Annotated in this window: 15 protein-coding genes and 1 tRNA gene; 6 read left to right on the top strand and 10 right to left on the bottom strand. The window is 70.8% G+C overall.

Annotated features, from left to right (window positions below; translation table 11 throughout):
- Positions 1-2: 2 nt before the first annotated feature.
- The 4 genes from VF106_RS03935 to VF106_RS03920 form a co-directional block, all read right to left on the bottom strand.
- Positions 3-1,223, bottom strand: a complete 1,221-nt coding sequence (locus VF106_RS03935) for a lactonase family protein (RefSeq protein ID WP_330838156.1) — start codon at positions 1,221-1,223, stop codon at positions 3-5.
- Between the two features lie 78 nt (positions 1,224-1,301).
- The gene (locus tag VF106_RS03930; protein ID WP_330838155.1) at positions 1,302-2,006 is read right to left on the bottom strand and encodes an FAD:protein FMN transferase; all 705 of its coding nucleotides are present in this window, start codon (positions 2,004-2,006) and stop codon (positions 1,302-1,304) included.
- Positions 2,007-2,026: 20 nt separating this feature from the next.
- Positions 2,027-2,422, bottom strand: coding sequence for an FMN-binding protein (locus tag VF106_RS03925; RefSeq protein WP_330838154.1), 396 nt, complete (start codon positions 2,420-2,422; stop codon positions 2,027-2,029).
- A 10-nt stretch (positions 2,423-2,432) separates the two neighbouring features.
- Positions 2,433-3,761 (bottom strand): ferredoxin reductase family protein, encoded by a 1,329-nt coding sequence (locus tag VF106_RS03920; RefSeq protein WP_330838153.1) that lies wholly within the window; start codon positions 3,759-3,761, stop codon positions 2,433-2,435.
- A 134-nt stretch (positions 3,762-3,895) separates the two neighbouring features.
- On the opposite strand from VF106_RS03920, the gene VF106_RS03915 reads away from it, so the two are divergent.
- Both VF106_RS03915 and VF106_RS03910 read left to right on the top strand, forming a co-directional pair.
- Positions 3,896-4,585 (top strand): response regulator transcription factor, encoded by a 690-nt coding sequence (locus tag VF106_RS03915; RefSeq protein WP_330838152.1) that lies wholly within the window; start codon positions 3,896-3,898, stop codon positions 4,583-4,585.
- Positions 4,585-5,991 carry a sensor histidine kinase gene (locus VF106_RS03910; RefSeq protein ID WP_330838163.1) on the top strand — a complete coding sequence of 469 codons (1,407 nt, stop codon included), beginning with the start codon at positions 4,585-4,587 and terminating at the stop codon, positions 5,989-5,991. The genes VF106_RS03915 and VF106_RS03910 overlap by 1 nt, the downstream gene beginning before the upstream one ends.
- A gap of 32 nt (positions 5,992-6,023) precedes the next feature.
- Here the strand turns inward: VF106_RS03910 and VF106_RS03905 are convergent, their stop codons facing one another.
- From VF106_RS03905 to VF106_RS03885, 5 genes are all read right to left on the bottom strand, one after another.
- Positions 6,024-6,650 (bottom strand): TetR/AcrR family transcriptional regulator, encoded by a 627-nt coding sequence (locus tag VF106_RS03905; RefSeq protein ID WP_330838151.1) that lies wholly within the window; start codon positions 6,648-6,650, stop codon positions 6,024-6,026.
- A 163-nt stretch (positions 6,651-6,813) separates the two neighbouring features.
- Complete coding sequence (locus VF106_RS03900) at positions 6,814-7,527, bottom strand: metallophosphoesterase family protein (RefSeq protein WP_330838150.1); 714 nt, start codon at positions 7,525-7,527, stop codon at positions 6,814-6,816.
- Positions 7,524-7,778: a BON domain-containing protein gene (locus VF106_RS03895; protein ID WP_330838149.1), complete on the bottom strand. Its 255-nt coding sequence runs from the start codon at positions 7,776-7,778 to the stop codon at positions 7,524-7,526. Before VF106_RS03895 ends, VF106_RS03900 begins: the two co-directional genes overlap by 4 nt.
- On the bottom strand, positions 7,775-8,335 hold the full coding sequence (locus tag VF106_RS03890) for a nucleotidyltransferase family protein (protein WP_330838148.1): 561 nt from the start codon (positions 8,333-8,335) through the stop codon (positions 7,775-7,777). The genes VF106_RS03895 and VF106_RS03890 overlap by 4 nt, the downstream gene beginning before the upstream one ends.
- A gap of 52 nt (positions 8,336-8,387) precedes the next feature.
- The gene (locus tag VF106_RS03885) at positions 8,388-9,197 is read right to left on the bottom strand and encodes a hypothetical protein (RefSeq protein ID WP_330838147.1); all 810 of its coding nucleotides are present in this window, start codon (positions 9,195-9,197) and stop codon (positions 8,388-8,390) included.
- 151 nt (positions 9,198-9,348) lie between these two features.
- Between VF106_RS03885 and VF106_RS03880 the strand changes: the two genes are divergently transcribed.
- The 3 genes from VF106_RS03880 (at position 9,349) to VF106_RS03870 (ending at position 14,357) form a co-directional block, all read left to right on the top strand.
- Positions 9,349-11,118: an HSP90 family protein gene (locus tag VF106_RS03880; protein WP_330838146.1), complete on the top strand. Its 1,770-nt coding sequence runs from the start codon at positions 9,349-9,351 to the stop codon at positions 11,116-11,118.
- A 115-nt stretch (positions 11,119-11,233) separates the two neighbouring features.
- Positions 11,234-13,987, top strand: a complete 2,754-nt coding sequence (locus VF106_RS03875) for a tetratricopeptide repeat protein (protein ID WP_330838145.1) — start codon at positions 11,234-11,236, stop codon at positions 13,985-13,987.
- 70 nt (positions 13,988-14,057) lie between these two features.
- On the top strand, positions 14,058-14,357 hold the full coding sequence (locus VF106_RS03870; RefSeq protein WP_330838144.1) for a hypothetical protein: 300 nt from the start codon (positions 14,058-14,060) through the stop codon (positions 14,355-14,357).
- A 2-nt stretch (positions 14,358-14,359) separates the two neighbouring features.
- Here the strand turns inward: VF106_RS03870 and VF106_RS03865 are convergent.
- Positions 14,360-14,430: transfer RNA gene (locus VF106_RS03865), tRNA-Cys, on the bottom strand.
- 547 nt (positions 14,431-14,977) lie between these two features.
- On the opposite strand from VF106_RS03865, the gene VF106_RS03860 reads away from it, so the two are divergent.
- Positions 14,978-16,276, top strand: a complete 1,299-nt coding sequence (locus tag VF106_RS03860; RefSeq protein WP_330838143.1) for a serine hydrolase domain-containing protein — start codon at positions 14,978-14,980, stop codon at positions 16,274-16,276.
- Positions 16,277-16,298 lie beyond the last annotated feature (22 nt).

Genomic DNA, 16,298 nt, shown 5'->3' with positions numbered 1-16,298 from the left:
CCTCACCTCACCGAACGAAACAACACGCACACCGGCGACGGGGTCTCGATCACCTCGCCGGTCGGGCGGAGACGGCCGGAGCCCTGGTCGACGGCGAACTCGACGATCGTGTGGGTCACCTCGTTCGCGGCGTAGAGCCGGCGGCCGTCAGGGGCGAAACCGAAGTGGCGCGGGCGAATGCCCTGTGTGGACACCCACTCGACCGGGGTCAGGTCGCCGGTGGCGCGGTCAACGCGGAACGCGCCGATCGTGTCGGGGTCCGGGCCGCCCGGTGTCTCGTCGCCGGTGCCGCTTCGGTTGGACACGTAGACGAAGCGACCTGACGGCGAAACCGCGATCTCCCCGCCGCGGCTGTTGGTCACCATGTTCGGCGCGGTGGCCGACACGGTCCGATGTGGACTCAGGGTGCCGGCCGCCGCGTCCCAGCGGTACGCGGTGAGCGTCGAGCGCAGCTCGTTGATCGCGTACAGGTAGGGCAGGACGGGGTTGACCGCGACGTGCCGCGGCCCGTCGAGCTCCCGCGACGAACCCCAGCCGTGCACGGTGAGCCCGCCGGTCGCCGCGTCGAGCTTGGCGACGAACACGCGGTCGAGACCCCGGTCGGGAACGAGCACCCACCGGCCGGTCGGGTCGAACGGCGCGTGGTGCGGATTGGGGCCGAGCTGCGCGGTCTTGTGTGGACCGGGTGTGCCGGGCGGCACGAGCGAACCCGCCACGTCGCCGAGGGAGCCGTCGGCGTGGATCGGCAGCGTGGTGACCGAACCAGCCGCGCTGAGATGGGCGACCACCAACCAGCGGCCGCTCGGGTCGACCGCGAGATGCACACCGTTGGGCCGCCCCGTGTCGACCGTGTTGAGCCGGGTCAGCGTCCCGTCCGCCGCGACGGCGAAGGACGTGACCTTGGTGGCGTCACCGTGGACCGTGTACAGGAAGCGCCCGGTGGGGTCCAGCGCCAGGAACGACGGGTTGATCGGGATGGCGTCCGGTCCGTGCGGGGTGGTGGGGTCGTCGTCCTCGGCCTCGACGAGCTGAATCTGTTCCCAGCCATCCCGCCCGACCCGCCACACCGTGATGCCCTTGCCGGATGCGTTGCGCAGCTTGGTGGTCCGGCACCCGACGTAGGCGATCAACGGCGCGGCCGGGTCGGCCGCGGCCGCGTCGGCCAGGAATGGGCTTGCCGCCAGCATGCCGGAACCGAGGAGGAAACCTCGCCGACTGGTCATGGGCGCTCCTTCGTGCAGGGTTCGATGGGCACCAACACGACTCTGCCAGGCGACCGCCCCCTCCGAAAGATCGACTTCCTACGCGGCCGCGGGCAGGCCGGGGGTGCGGAACACGCGGTGCCGTGTGTCCACGGCGAACACCTCGCAGCCCTCGCGGGCGGCCGCCCATTCGATGCCGTCCGTGCCCATCGCGAAGGCCGCCGTCGCCGTCGCGTCCGCCTCCGTCAGGGACGGCGCGACGACCGTGAGGCTGAGCAGGTCGGTGGCCGGACGGCCGGTGCGGCCGTCGATGATGTGGTCGCCGCGCTCGTACCTGGCCGACGTGGCCACGGCGCCGTCGGCCACCTCCAGCACCACGCACAGCTTGTCCGCCTGCTCGGGGTGTCGCACGCCCACCCGCCACGGCGCGCCGGACGCCACCACGTCGCCGCCGGCGTTGACGCAGAACGCCGGCACACCGGCCGCGGCGAGCAGGTCCGCGGCACGCTGCACCGACCAGCCCTTCACCACCGCGCACGGGTCGAGCCCCCGGCCGGGCAGCCGGACCTGGAAGGCGCCGTCGCTCGCGACCCGGTAGCGCTCGCACAGCTCGAGAACCTCGGCGAGGTCGGCGCTGACCTCGTGCGGGGCCAGCTCACGCCGGTCCAGCCGGGACACCTCGCTGTCGGGACGGAACGGGCTGAACCGCGCGTCCACCTCCCGCAGCCACGCGTACGCCCGGTCGGCCGCGGTGTACGACAGGCCCGGATCGCCGTCGGCCCGCACCGAGATCGGGAACCCCATGATGTGCTCGACGCGGCGCACTACTGGTCCCGCCCGTCGATGGCCGCCTGCAGCGAGTCGACGTAGGCCTCGCTCGTGGTCGTCGCGCCCGACACCGAGGCCACGTCCGCGCTCTGCGCGGTCAGGGTCTCCTCGATGAGCTCGGGCACGGCCTTGCTCGTCGGGCCGCTGTCCGGCTGCTGGAGCATCCGCACGGAGGTGATCTCCGTGCCGGAGAAGGTCACCTCGACCTGCACGTCGCCGTACCGGGTGGTCACGGTCGAACCGGCGACGACCTGCGTGTTGCCATCCGTTGACGTGGACGGCGACTGGGTCGACTCGTTCGCGGTGCTGGTCGTCTCGGGCGTCGGCTCGAACCGCCACAGCGGGATCAGCCCGGCGACGGTCAGGATCATGATCGGAATCGCTCGTTTCACGATGTCCTCCTCACGCGGCCAGGCTGAAGCGCTCGGCGTGGATCTGTGGCTTCGGCACCCGCAGTGCACGCAGGCTCCGCATCACGGCACCGGTCATCCCGGGCGGCCCGCACACGAACACGTCCCGGTCCCGCAGGTCAGGCACGAGCTGGGCAAGCGCCTCCGGTGCCAACCGGTCGGGCACCGCCGGGCCCGTCACCACGTGCAGCACCGCGCCCTTGCCGTGGGCGAGTGCCCGCAGCTCGTCGAGCAGGACCGCGTCCTGAGCCTCGTTGACGCGGTAGATCAGCACCGTGTGGCCGTCGAGCTCCTCGAGCAGGGCTCGCACCGGCGTGATGCCGACGCCACCCGCGATGAGCAGCGTGTTCGGCCGTGTCCGGTGCATCGCGGTGAACGCCCCGTACGGGCCCTCGACGAACACCCGGGTGCCCGGCCTGATGTTCCGCAGTCCGGCGCTGCCGTCGCCGAGTGCCTTCGCGGTGAGCCGCAGCGTCCGACCATCCGGTGCGGCCGACAGCGAGAACGGGTTGGCCTGCCACCAGCGGCCCCGGACGAGGAACCGCCACAGGAAGAACTGCCCGGCCCGCGCCGGCAGCCGGTCCAGATCGCGGCCGGTGACGTAGATCGACACGACCTCGTCGGACTCCGGCACCACCGCCGCCACCCGCAGCCGGTGCCGCAGGTTGCGCCACAGCGGCAGCACCAGGCGACCCACGGCGACCGACCCGAGCGCGAAGGCCCACAGCCCCCACCAGTACGCGGTCGCCGCCGGCGAGGACGTGAACGTCGTGCCGACCGCCACCTGGTGTGAGAACGCCAGCAGCACGGCCAGGTAGGTGTAGAGGTGGATGAAGTGCCAGGTCTCGTACGCGAGGCGGCGCCGGGCGAACCGGGCCGACACGCCGCCGACCACTATGATCAGCACGAGCGCCACGACCGCCCGCAGCACACCCTCGATGGTCGTCGCCAGGTGCACGAGCTGGTCGACCGGCCCCAGCGACGAGTACAGCGTGTAGCCGAAGACGATGAACACCGCGTGCGTCACGAGCAGCCACAGCAGCGTGATCCCGGTGAACCGGTGCCAGCTGGTCAGCCGGTCCATGCCGATCCGGCGGTCGAACCACGGCAGCCGGGCGACCAGCACCAGCTGGAACGCCATCAGCAGCGCGCCGTAGAGGCCGGCCAGGCGGCCGAGCATGACCAGTGTGTTGTCACCCAGCCCGGCCTGCAGGAAGAACGCGGTCACCACGGCCACGTTCACGCCGAGCACGGCGTACAGCCCGGTGCGGGCCAGCACCCGCGGACGGACCGCGGGGGCGGTCAGCTGGAGGGTCGTCATGGGGTCATGGCTCCTCGATCGACTTCGGGGACAACATCGAGACTGCTGACCGAAGCTGAGGCGTCCCTGTTGGTGATCTGTCGAAATGCTGTCGATGCCGTCGGCGGGCGGGCTTCGTGGCGCACCATGTACGCGTGGACAACGTGCGCCTGCTCGTCGTGGACGACGAACCGCCCATCGCCGACCTCGTCGCGACCGTCGCCAGGTACGAGGGCTGGCAGGCGATCACCGCCAACACCGGTGAGGACGCGTTGCGCCAGGCCGCGGACTTCCAGCCCGACATCGTGGTGCTCGACGTGATGCTGCCCGATCTGGACGGTTTCAGCGTGCTCGACCGGCTGCGTTCGACGGGCACCATGGTGCCCGTCGTGTTCCTGACCGCACGGGACGGCACCGGCGACCGGGTCGCCGGCCTCACCCGGGGCGGCGACGACTACCTGGTCAAACCGTTCGCCGTGGAGGAGCTGATGGCTCGCCTGCGGGCCGTGCTGCGCCGCACCGCCAGGTCCGAGGCAAGGCGGTCGGTGCTCGAGGTCGCGGACCTGGCGCTGGACGAGGACACCCGCGAGGTGCGGCGCGGCGACCGGCCGATCTCGCTGACGCCCACCGAGTTCGAGCTGCTGCGCTACCTGATGCGCCGGTCACCGACCGTGCTGACCAAGGCCCAGATCCTCGACCACGTGTGGGAGTACGACTTCGGCGGCCGGTTCAACGTGGTCGAGCTGGCCGTGTCGCACCTGCGCCGCAAGGTCGACCACGGCGAGGAGCCGCTGATCCACACGGTGCGCGGCGTCGGCTATGTGCTGCGGCGGACCGCCACGTGATCTCCCGGTACGTACGGGCCTACCGCGGTTCCCGGCTCGGCACCCGGCTCGCGCTCGGCCTCGCCGCGCTGGCGCTGGTGGTGTTCGCCGTCGTGGGCGCCACGATGGTGTCGGTCATGCGGCACTACCTGGAGCGCCAGCTCGACGTCAGGATGGGCGACGCGCAGGTGGAGCTGACCAACGAGTTCAAGGAGTACGGCGGGCTGAAGCGCACCACGTACGGCTGGTTCACGGTCGTGTACTCGGTGGCCAGCGGTCGGGCCGTGCCCCACGCGCCGAGCGATCTGCCGAAGGACGCCGACGACCTCGCCGAGGTCGCCACGGACGTCGCCGGCTCGGACGAGCTCTACCGCACCGTGCACCTGCGCGGGCTCGGCACGTACCGGCTGCGTGGTTGCGAGGTCGAGCCGGGCGTGGTGCTGGTGAGTGCCGCGCCGGTCGACGACATCGACGAGACCGTGCGGGAGCTGGTGGTCGTCGAGGCCGTCGCGTTCGGCGTCGCGTTGTTCGCGCTGGTCCTCGTGGGCCGCGCGGTGCTGCGGCGTGGGCTGAAACCGTTGGCCGCCATGGCACACACCGCCCACGACATCACCTCCCAGAACCTGACCGACTCGGCCCGCCTGCCGGTGCGCGCGTCTGGTGGGGGCGGCGGCGCGGAGGTCGAGGAGCTGCGCACCGCGTTCAACACGATGCTGGCGCACATCGACGACTCCCTCGCCGCCCGCACCGAGGCGGAGCAGCGGCTGCGCCGGTTCATCGCGGACGCCTCACACGAGCTGCGCACCCCGCTGACGTCGATCCGCGGCTACGCGGACCTGTTCGGCTACGCGGCGGCCAACACTCCCGGCGAACGCGACAAGCACCTGGCGCGACTGCGTGCGGAGGCCACGCGGATGAGCGCACTGCTCGACGACCTGTTGTTGCTCGCCCGCCTCGACGCCGACGAACCGGGCACCCCGCTGCGGCTGGTCGAGGTGGACCTCGCCGAGCTCGCTGCCCAGGCCGCGGAGGCGTTCCGTGCCGGGCACCCGGAACACCCGCTGACGATCACCGCCGAGCCGGTGATCCTGCGACTGGATCCGTTGCGAATCCGGCAGGTGCTGGACAACCTGCTCACCAACGCCGCCGTCCACACCCCGCCCGGCACCCCGGTGTCGGTGACGGTCCGCCCTGGCGCGGTGGACGTGCACGACGCGGGGCCCGGCATCCCGCCGGCCGACCTGGACGCGATCTTCGATCGCTTCTACCGCGTCGACAAGACCCGCAGCCGCGACCGCGGTGGCAGCGGCCTGGGCCTGTCCGTGGCGCGCTCACTGGTCAGAGCACACGGCGGCGACCTGACGGTGAGGAGCGAACCGGGCTCGACGACCTTCACCGTGCGGCTGCCCGCACCCCGCATGTCCTGAAGGGGGTGGCTTCAGGACACCCGCTGCCGCGCCTAGCCCAACCCGATGAGGCGGGCGATGATCGTGAGTTGGTCGGCGTAGTGGCGGACGAACTCGGGGGAGCCCGGGTCGACCCGGCACAGGCCTGCGATGACGTGGGGCAGTGTGGTGGTCGCCATCCCGGCGGCCATCAGTATCACCAGCAGACAGGCGGGGTCCACCTCCTCCGGTAGCCGGCCCGCCTTCTGTAGTGCGCGGAGTTCCTCGACGGCGCCCTGGAGCCTGTCCGCGCGTGGTTCCTGGTCCGGGTCGCTGTCGGGACGCGCGAACTCCAGGCCGCTCCACGCCATCAGCCGCACGCCGTCCGGGTTTTCCAGTACCTCCAAGGCGAACCGGCGAACCTGTTCAGGCACCGGGGTGCCCGGGGCGGCCAGCTCGTTCTGCCGCTGCGCCCAGTTGTCGGACAGTGCGCGGTAGAGCCCTTCCTTGCCGTCGAAGTAGTACGAGATGAGCTGCTGGTTCACGCCCGCCCGACCGGCGATCGCGCTGATGCGGGCGCCGGCGTACCCGTGCGCGGCGAACTCGGCGGTCGCCGCGGCCAGGATCTGTGCGCGTGTGCGCTCCGGGTCGCGCTGGCGTTCACCCGGCTTGGGCGACCGGCGGGGCTTCTTCTCTACCACGCGATGACCATACAGATGCCTGGCAGTGTCAACCAGGCAGCTGAGACTGCTGGTATCGACAACCAGATTCGATAACAGTGCTGCTGACGTTCCGGCGGGGGAGGCCCCGTCAGTGCCCTGGGCACGGCTCGCCGGCGTGTACACGAAAACGCAACTCGCGGGGTTAGAGTGCTAGGCCGTAGGTGGCGAAGGCGCTGTGGATTACTGGTTGGGCGACGTTGCGTACTCGGGTGCCGCCGGGGGTGACGCCCTGTTCGCAGCCGAAGTGGGCGTGTCCGTGGACGGCGAGGTCCACGTCGCACGCGTCGATCACCTCGCCCAGTTGGTAGCAGCCGAGGAACGGGTAGATCTCCGGTGGCTCGCCGCGCAGTGTCTCCGGGATCGGCGAGTAGTGCGTGAGCGCGATCGTCACGTCGGTGTCGAGGCTCGCCAGTGCGGCACGCAGCCGCTCGGCGCGGTCGATCGTGTGGTTGACGAACGCCTTCATCTCGGGCTCGCCGAAGTTGCTGGCGCACTTTCCCGCGAACCCGCCGCCGAAGCCCTTGACGCCTGCGACGCCGAGCCGTTGGCCGTCGACGGTCATGGTGAACGTGTCGCCTTCGAGGACGTGGATGCCGCGGTCCTCGAGTACCTTCGCGACGTCGTCGGCCGCGTTGCTGTGGTGGTCGTGGTTGCCGAGCACGGCAACCACCGGCACCGCCAGCTCACCGAACTCGTCGGCCACCACGTGGGCCTCGTCCACCGTGCCGTGCCTGGTCAGGTCGCCGGCCAGCAGCAGGACGTCGGCGTGGTCGGGCAGGTGCTCCAGGGCGGGCCGCAGCTGGCCCCTGGCGTCCTCGCCGAGGTGCACGTCCCCGACGGCAGCGATCCGGATCATCGCAGTTCCTCCCGCCGCGCCGGTTCGCGGGTGTCGGACACCCGCACGTCGTTGTGCACCTCCACGTCCGGCGCCACCTCGGCGAGCACCTGCTCCAGCGCGCCACGGCGCTCCTCGGTGGCGACCTCACCGGACAGGTGCACGTGGTCGCCACGCACGTTCACCCGCACCCCCAACTCCGCGGTGCGCGGGTCCTCGGCCAGCGCACGCCGCACGTGTGCCACCCGGTACTGGGGACTCTCGTCGGTCATTTCACGCTCTCTTCCAGTTCGGCGACGGACAGCGCCTCCACGAGCGTCAGGAAGGCCCTGGCGTACGGCGACGACGCGGTCTCCCGCGCGACCTTGTCCCAGTCGACCTGTTCCCGCAGGTCGCGGGCGATCGGCAGGAGCGGGGTGAAGTCGCAGCGGTGGGGGTCGAGCACCAGCAGCTTGTCGACCATGAGGTCGGTGCCGGTGACCACCCGCGCCCGTGCCGGCCCGATCCGCATCTCCTCGGCGCGGGCGAGCAGCTCAGCCATGTCCGTGCGGTGGTTGGGCCGGAAGATGATGTCGACGAGCACGTCACCGTCGTAGACCTTGGTGAGCCAGTCCTCCGGCGGCTCCTCGCCCCGCATCCCGGCGGCGATGAGTGCCTGTTGTGCCGCTCTCGCCTCGTCCTCGCGGACGAACACGTCGATGTCGTGGTCTGACGGCGGTCCGCCGCGGGCGTAGACCGCGCAGCCCCCGGCGACCGCGAAGTCGATGCCCGCCTCGGCGAGGGTGTTCACCACCTTGGTCAGCGTGTACAGCAGGGTCTTCTCGTCCATCCCCCGGGGGTACCCCGATCGGGACGGATCACAAACTGTCCACTGGGGACGGTCAGGCCTCGATGACGTAGTCGACGGGGGTCCGGTCGGCCAGGAACTGGACCGATGGCCAGTAGCCCTCCATGAAGAAATCCTCGGCGCCCTCGTAGTGCAGCTCGAAATCCCCGCTGAGTAACACGACGAGGCTGGTGGCGATCATCTCGGCGAGAAACCCGGCCCGGTCCGACTCGATCTCCTCACCCTCCGTGGTCCTGTCCCACAGCAGCTCGGCGCCGGCACGGCTGAGCCGATCGAAGTCCGCGAGCAGCTCACGGGCGAGGGGGAGCAGGTCGGCGACCTTCTCCGGACCGGCGTAGTCGAAGCTCAGCCACACCTCGTGCTCACCGAGCGGCACCAACGCCTGGCCCACCCGCAGGATATCGGCGAGTTCCGGACCGGCCAGCTCCGGACCGACCGACGGCGGGGGATAGGGCTTGTCCGACTGCGTGAGCTCCGAGAGTTGGTGGGTGCGCAGGAAGATCTCCGTCAACTGCTCCTGGTAACGCGGGTTGTGCTCCTCCGCGACGAGCCTCGGTTGTGCGGTGAACTGGTCGGGGCTGCCGTGCGCCACCTGGCCGTCGGCGCTGGTCAGGACGAATTCCCCCGCGTCGTACGCGATGTCCTGAACCCGGAACGACCTCGGCAGCTCGACGATGCTGACGCGGCCGCAGCTGCCGACCGTCGCGGACTGCGTCCCGTCGTCGGAGTTCTGGACGAGGAAGACGCTGTGCGGCTCCGCCGCGACGCAGAAGACGCCGTCCGGCTCAGCCGCCTTCCGCAGCCGTTTGCCGTTGCCGTGGAGAGCGTCTCTGAAAACGTCCATGTCGAGCACGGTGGCATCCTGCCAACATGAAGGATTCTCAACAAGTCTAATCGGCGTGATCATCTGGGTTGGGCCCGCTAGGATGCGAGGATCTTGCGGTCGGCGGGGCGACCGAGCTTCCATCCGACTGTTCAACTGGGGAACGACACTGGTGAACCGGACCTTTCAGGTCGATCTGCGTGGCGTGGTCGACCTGCTCAGTCATCACCTCTACTCCAGCCCTCGGGTGTACGTCCGAGAGCTGTTGCAGAACGCCGTGGACGCCGTGACGGCCCGGCAAGCGGTGGCGGACGGCGCGCCGACACGGATCGCCATCCGCGTCGACGGGCCGACGCTGACGATCACCGACAGCGGCATCGGCCTGTCCGAGGCGCAGGTGCACGAGCTGCTGGCCACCATCGGGCGCAGCTCCAAACGGGACGAGCTCGGGTTCGCGCGCCACGAGTTCCTCGGGCAGTTCGGGATCGGGCTGCTGTCGGCGTTTCTCGTCGCCGACGAGGTCCGGGTGCTCACCCGCGCGGCCGGCACGCCCGCCGTGACGTGGGTCGGCCGTTCCGACGGCACCTACTCGGTGGGTGCTGGCGAGCGGGACGACGTTGGCACGACGGTCACGCTGAACGCGCGGCCGGGCTGCGAGCAGTGGTTCGCCGGGCCCACGGTCCTGGAGCTGGCGCGCCTGTACGGCGGGCTGCTGCCGTTCCCGGTGACCGTGGACGGGCAGCGGATCAGCGGCGACGTGCCGTGGGCACGCGACGAACGGCCTGCCGGGCAGCGTAAGGCGGACCTCGTCGGGCACGCGCAGGACACCCTCGGGTTCACGCCGTTCGACATCGTGCACCTGAACGTGCCGGAGGCGGACCTGACCGGCGTCGCCTACGTGCTGCCGTTCCCCGCCAACCCCGCCGAGCGGGCGGGACACCGTGTGTACCTCAAGCGGATGCTGTTGTCCGAGTCCGCCACGGACCTGTTGCCGGACTGGGCTTTCTTCGCCCGCTGCGTCGTCGACTCCGGCGAGCTGCGGCCCACCGCCAGCCGTGAGGCGCTCTACGCCGACGGTCTGCTGGACAGCACCCGCGAGGCGCTCGGCGACGCGCTGCGTGGCTGGCTCGTCGACCTCGCGCGGACCAGCCCGGAGCGGCTCCACCAGTTCCTCGACATCCACCACCTCGGGGTCAAGGCACTGGCGCTGCACGACGACGAGATGCTGCGCCTGGTCGACCAGTGGTGGCCGATGGAGACCAACGTCGGGCGGATGACGCTGGCCGAGTTCCGGTCCCGGTACGGCTGCGTGCGCTACAGCGCCACCATCGACGACTTCCGGCAGCTGGCATCCGTGGCCGCGGCCCAGGACCTGCCGCTGGTCAACGCCGGCTACACCTACGACACCGAGATCATCGAGCGGCTGCCCGCACTGGACCGCGGGTTGACCGTCACTCGGCTCGACCCCACCGACCTGACCACCCGGTTCGACGCGCTGGACCCCGGCACCGAGCTGACGCTGCGGCCGTTCCTCACCGCGGCGCAGCGCGGGATGGACCCGCTGGGCTGCGAGGTGGTGCTGCGGTCCTACGAACCGGCGTCGCTGCCGGTGCTGTTCCTCTCCGACCGCGCGGCCGCGTTCCAGGCCGAGCTGCGTGCCACCCGGGAGAAGGTGGACACGCTGTGGGCCGGGGTGCTGTCCGCGTTCGACAAGCCCGTCGAGGACAGACCACAGCTCGTGCTCAACCACCGCAGCCCGCTGGTGCGGCGGATCTGCCGGCTGGAGGACCCCGACCTGGTCCGCCTGGCCGTGGAGTCGTTGTACGGGCAGGCATTGCTGCTCGGCTACCACCCCATCCGGCCCGCGGACGCCGCGCTGTTGAACCGTTCGTTCCTCGGCCTGCTCGACCAGGCCGTCCCGACCATTGAGGACGTCCAGTGAGCGGAGCTTGCGGAGCGAACCATCCACAATCAGGACGCCGCCGAACCCGCGGAGGGCGCCGGAGGAGCGGAGCCTGCGGAGCGTTCCGGCGCCACGCAGCGAGTGAGGGGGCGTCTTGAGCCAGAGCGAACAGCAGCTGCTGGAGAAGGTGGCCGCCGCGTGGCGGATGCCGTACGGGCGCGCGCAGACCGCCGCCGTCGAGGACGTGATCAGGCACGCGGACGCGCAGGGCTTCGCGGATGCCCAGTACCAGGCGCGCATCCTGGCGGTCAGTGCCTACGTCTACGGCGGCGAGCCAGCGAAGGCGTTCGTCCCGTTCGCCTGGTGCCTCGCCACCTATGACCGCGGCGACGCGGATCCGCGGTTCGACCACAACCTCTACTGGGCCTTCAAGTGGATGGTCAGCGCCATGACCAAGTTCCCCGAGGTGCCCCTTGACCGGACCCACGCCGTGCTCGACGACATGGAGCGGCGCTACCGCGTCGCCGGGCACACGATGAACCCGGTGCACCAGCACCGCGAGCGGGTCGCGCGGCACGTGGGGGACGTGGCGGCCGCGGCCGAGCAGTACCGGCTGTGGTGTGCCGCTCCGCGCGGGGAGATGTCCGACTGCGCCGGGTGCGAGCCGACGTCCAAGGCGTACCACCTTTCGTGGCAGCGCCGGGACGAGGACGCCGTCGCGGTCGCCGTGCCGGTCCTGGACGGCTCACTGACCTGTGTCGAACAGCCGCAGGCGATCCTGACGAGCCTGCTGATGCCGTATCTGCGGACCGGCCGGCACACCGAGGCGGCCGACGCGCACCGCCGTGCGTACCGGGCGATCCAGGCCAACCGCGCCGACATGGAGACGCTCGCCACCAACCTGGAGTTCTGCGCCATGAGCGGCAACCACGCGCGCGGGCTCGAGCTGGTCGAGCGGCACGTCGGCTGGTTGGCCGAGCCGCCGTCCCCGTCCGCGGACATGGGGTTCTCCGCGGCCGCGGCCCTGGTGCTGCGGCGGGTCATGGAGGTCGGACACGGGGACACGCCGGTGCGGCGTCCCGCGCTCGACGGCGACGAGGTGCGCGAGGTACCGGTGAGCGCACTGCACGAGGAGCTCGCCGAGCGGGCCCGCGTGCTGGCGCGACGGTTCGACGCGCGCAACGGCACCACCGCGATCAGCGACCTGATCGCCGAGACGCTGGCGGCCGAGCCGATCGTCGAACACCTGCCGCTGTCGGGGCAGGCGCGGCGCGAGGTCCGGCCGCCCCAGCCAGCGCCGGTCGACCTGCCCGAGTCACCGGCCGACCTCCTGGCACTGGTGAGGGCGGAGTCCCGCGTCGGCAACCACCACGTCGTGGCGGCCGTCTGGCGCCGGTTCGACGAGGTGTGCCCGGACCCGGAGCCCGCGTTGCTGGCACCTCGGCTCGTCGACCGCGCCTTGCACACGATCGAGGAGGATCCGGGCGAGGCCGAGCAGATCATGCTCCGCGCCATGGAACTGTACGAACAGGTCGGCGACGACGTGCGGCGGCTGGTGGTACGCGGCCACCTCGGCATCCTGCGGTGCGAGGCCGGGCGTGAGGCCGAAGGGCTCGCCGATGTCGAGGCGAGCGCCGAGGGGCTGATGGTCGTCGGCGACGACGAAGACCGGATCCTCGGCAGGGTCAAGCTCGGCTACGCCTATCAGCTCGTCGGTCGTGTCGAGGAGGCGCTGGCTGTCTTCGGCGCGGCGGTGGAGGAGGCCGAGCGGGTCGGCTCCGCGGCACTGGCCGGCCAGGCCGCCATGTGTCTCGCGCAGACCCACGCCAGGATGGGCGAGGAGCACGCGCCGGCCGCGGTGGCGTACGCCGACCAGGCGGTGGCCGCGTACGCCACGCTCGAACCCTGCGGCGACCTGCGCATGGCCCAGTTCCTCGCCGGGCAGCTCCACGCGTCGGGCGGCGACCTGGACGAGGCGTACCCGTTGTTCGGCGAGGCGGCGAAGGCCGAGGCCCCGGAGCTGCGAGGGCAGGCCCTGCACCTGCGGGGCAAGGTGGCGCTGGACCTGGGCCGTGCCGAGGAGGCCGGTGAGGCACTGGCCGGGGCCATCGCGGCACTGGAGGCGGCGGGAGGTCCCTCGGCATACGCCAAGGTGGACTTCGGCGCGGCCAGCCTGATGTCCGAGCGTGCCGACGAGGCCGCGGACGCGCTCGAGGAGGCCCTGGCCGAGCTGCCACCGGACGAAGAGGAGACCAACCAGGCGCGGTTCCTGCTGGCCAGGGCGTACCGCGCGCTGGGGCAGCAGGACCAGGCGCTGACACTGCTGGAGCAGGTCGCCGAGCAGTGCGCCAAGGAGGGAAACGAGCCTGGCGTCGGCCAGATGCGGGCCATGTCGGGCGACATCCTCGACGAGCTGGACCGCGACGCGCTGGCCGCCGAGCAGTACACGTTGGCCGCTGTCGCATGGCACGACTTCCCGCTCGAGGAGCTGGCCAACCGCCGCAAGGCCGCGGTGTCGTGGCGGTGGGCCGGTGACCTGGACAGATGCCTGCCCGCACTGGCCATCGCCGACGAGGTGGCCGCCGGCATCGACGGCGACGAGCCGCATGTGGTGTGGGAGAAGGCGTCGCTGTCCTACGACGCGGCCCGCATCCTCGCCGACGCGGGACGTCTGGCCGACGCCGCGCCCCGCGCCGCCGAGGCAGCCGAGGGCTTCCGGTCACTGGACGCCACGACCGAGTCCGCCTTCGCCACCGTCCTGCACGGCCGCCTACTGGCCGACCTCGGCCACCTCGCCGAGGCGGCCGGTCTGCTGGAGGCCGCGCTGCGCGATCTCCCGGAAGACGCCACCGGCCCACGTGAGGACGTGGAGTCGATACTCGCGGGGATCCGTGCCCGCGCAGAGTAAGCCGGTCACGAGTTCTGCCGTACGAACCGCAGGACGCGTCGTTCACCTCGGCGGGTGACTCGCGGGCGATGTGCACACGGTCGAGATCGAGCGCGGCCAGCACATCGGACAGCCAGCCGCCTGGTCGGCGGCGTCGCGGATGGGTGCGGACCGCACGCTGCCGCCCGACTCGCCGAGCAGGTCGACCGCGTGGACCGGGTGTTGTTCGGCGAGCGCCGCGATTCCACATGACCGCTCGTGCCTGCCCAGCCGGGCAGGCACGAGCGGCGCGCCATCCGCCGGTCAGGCTGTGTTGCTCGGCCACCCCGCGGTCGATGTCGCACTGTCCGCTGTGGACGGTCAACTCGACAAGCTGATGAACCATGGGTAAAGAGGCGAAGACGGGATTCGAACCCGTGTGGGAGGTTTTGCAGACCTCTGCCTGTCCTCTCGGCCACTTCGCCGCGCGTGGGCGCCGAAGAAACGACGCGCGTCAGTTAGGACGCGGGACAGATCGCGCTCGCCCGCAGTCGGAAGTCGACATGCTGGCGGCGAACGAGGGTCGCGGTAGCGGTCACGATCACCACGATCGCAGCGCGGAACCGGCTCGTCAAACCCGATTCGCGCGCCTCCCACATCGCGGGAATGCGGTGTACAAAAGGTACGAATCCCTTTTGTGGCACGCCGATTCAATGAACGGTTATGACGGTGTATCGAAATTGAGATGACGATCGTCACTAGCTGCTCTGGTGCGAACTTGTTAGCTTGACTGGCATGACCATTTCAGGGCGATCGAGAAGGCGCGTCCGCTATTGACTCAATGCGCCTCACTAACACTTTGCGCAGGTCAGACTGCTTGAGGTGATCGTCGGTAAATTGTCGGGGAATGCCACACTAAATGAACTTGTAGTCGGGATGTTTAGAGTGTCCGACAATGGGGTACCCCCTGCGGTTTGCCTTTCCGGAATGCGTCACGGTAGTTGAGCGAATTTGGCGTAGAGAGGTCGGGGCGTGGACTGCTCACTGCTTGGTGTTCGCCTGAAGGAGTTGGTGGCCGCGCACGGTGTGCCGGGCGCGCAGTTCGCCGTGCACTGTCGCGGTGAGACCTGGACCTGGGTCGACGGCGTGACCAGAACCAGTGCCGGCGTGCCGATGACCGCCGACGCGCCGGTGCCGGTCGGGTCGATCACCAAGGTCGTGACCGCGGCCGCGGCGCTGGTCCTCGTCGGTGACGGCGACCTCGACCTGGACGAGCCCCTGGTCGTCGTGGTGCCGGAGATGCGGGAGCTCCCGGGTCGCCTCCGCGGCCGGCTCACCCTGCGGCACGTGCTCAGCCACACCGGCGGGCTGCCGTCCGACGTGGACGTCCATGCCGCGACGGCACGACGGCACGTCCTGGACTGCTGTCGCGCCGTTCGCCCACTGTTCGATCCGGGACGGTCGTTCTCCTACTCCAACATCGGTTACCTGCTCGCGGGGCAGGCCGTCACGACGGTCACGGGCATGAACTGGTGGGAGGCCGTCCAGGCGCTCGTGCTCGACCCGCTCGGCGTCCCCGCCCGGTTCGTCACCGGCACTCGCGTGCCCGCGGACCTGGTCAGCGGGCACTCACGGCGCCAGCGCCCGGTCGTCCAGTCCCTGTCCGCCGCCGAGGCCGCTGTCGGCGCACTCGCCGCCAGCGCGTCGGACCTGGTCGCGCTGGGACGCGGCCTGCTCGTCGCCGACGCGTTGCTGGACCGCGAGGTGCGGGACCAGATGTGTGCCCCGGTGTCCGGCGCCGACCCGTTCGGCCTCGCGGACGGATGGGGGCTGGGCCTCGCCTGCTTCGGCGGCGGCCGCACCGCGGGCCACGACGGCAACGGCGACGGCACCTCCTGTCATCTGCGGATGAACCGCGACACCGGCACGGTCGTCGCGCTCACCACCAACTCGGCCGCCGGGTTCGCGCTGTGGCGCGAGCTCTCGCCCGACCTGCCAGCACTCGGCGTGCCGGTGGACGACCACGACCCGCTCGCCGTCGGCGAACCGGTCGACGCACCCCAGGGGTGCACCGGCGTCTACACCAACGGCGACCTCGAGTACGCGGTGGCACACAACGACAACGGCGGCTTCCGGCTCACCGTGGACGGTGAACCCTTCGCCGACCTCACCGTCCACTCCGGACACCGGTTCACCATGCGCGACTGCGACACCGGAGTCACCGACCAGGCCGGCCGGTTCGTCCTCGACGGCAACGGCCACGTCGCCGGCCTCCAGGTCGGCGGCCGGCTCGCCAGCAAGCAGCTCGAGCGCGCACGCCTCGTCGGCTGATCCCTCGTCCCCCGAAAGGTTC

Source organism: Actinophytocola sp., assembly GCF_036378875.1.
Lineage (GTDB): Bacteria > Actinomycetota > Actinomycetes > Mycobacteriales > Pseudonocardiaceae > Actinophytocola.
This window is presented reverse-complemented; position numbering and strand designations above follow the sequence as displayed.

Excerpts from the sequence above, each read along its gene's own strand:
- VF106_RS03890 (WP_330838148.1), bottom strand. The coding sequence starts at position 8,335 with ATGGACGAGAAGACCCTGCTGTACACGCTGACCAAGGTGGTGAACACC.
- VF106_RS03930 (WP_330838155.1), bottom strand. The coding sequence starts at position 2,006 with ATGGGGTTCCCGATCTCGGTGCGGGCCGACGGCGATCCGGGCCTGTCG.
- VF106_RS03885 (WP_330838147.1), bottom strand. The coding sequence starts at position 9,197 with ATGGACGTTTTCAGAGACGCTCTCCACGGCAACGGCAAACGGCTGCGG.
- VF106_RS03920 (WP_330838153.1), bottom strand. The coding sequence starts at position 3,761 with ATGACGACCCTCCAGCTGACCGCCCCCGCGGTCCGTCCGCGGGTGCTG.
- VF106_RS03935 (WP_330838156.1), bottom strand. The coding sequence starts at position 1,223 with ATGACCAGTCGGCGAGGTTTCCTCCTCGGTTCCGGCATGCTGGCGGCA.
- VF106_RS03900 (WP_330838150.1), bottom strand. The coding sequence starts at position 7,527 with ATGATCCGGATCGCTGCCGTCGGGGACGTGCACCTCGGCGAGGACGCC.
- VF106_RS03895 (WP_330838149.1), bottom strand. The coding sequence starts at position 7,778 with ATGACCGACGAGAGTCCCCAGTACCGGGTGGCACACGTGCGGCGTGCG.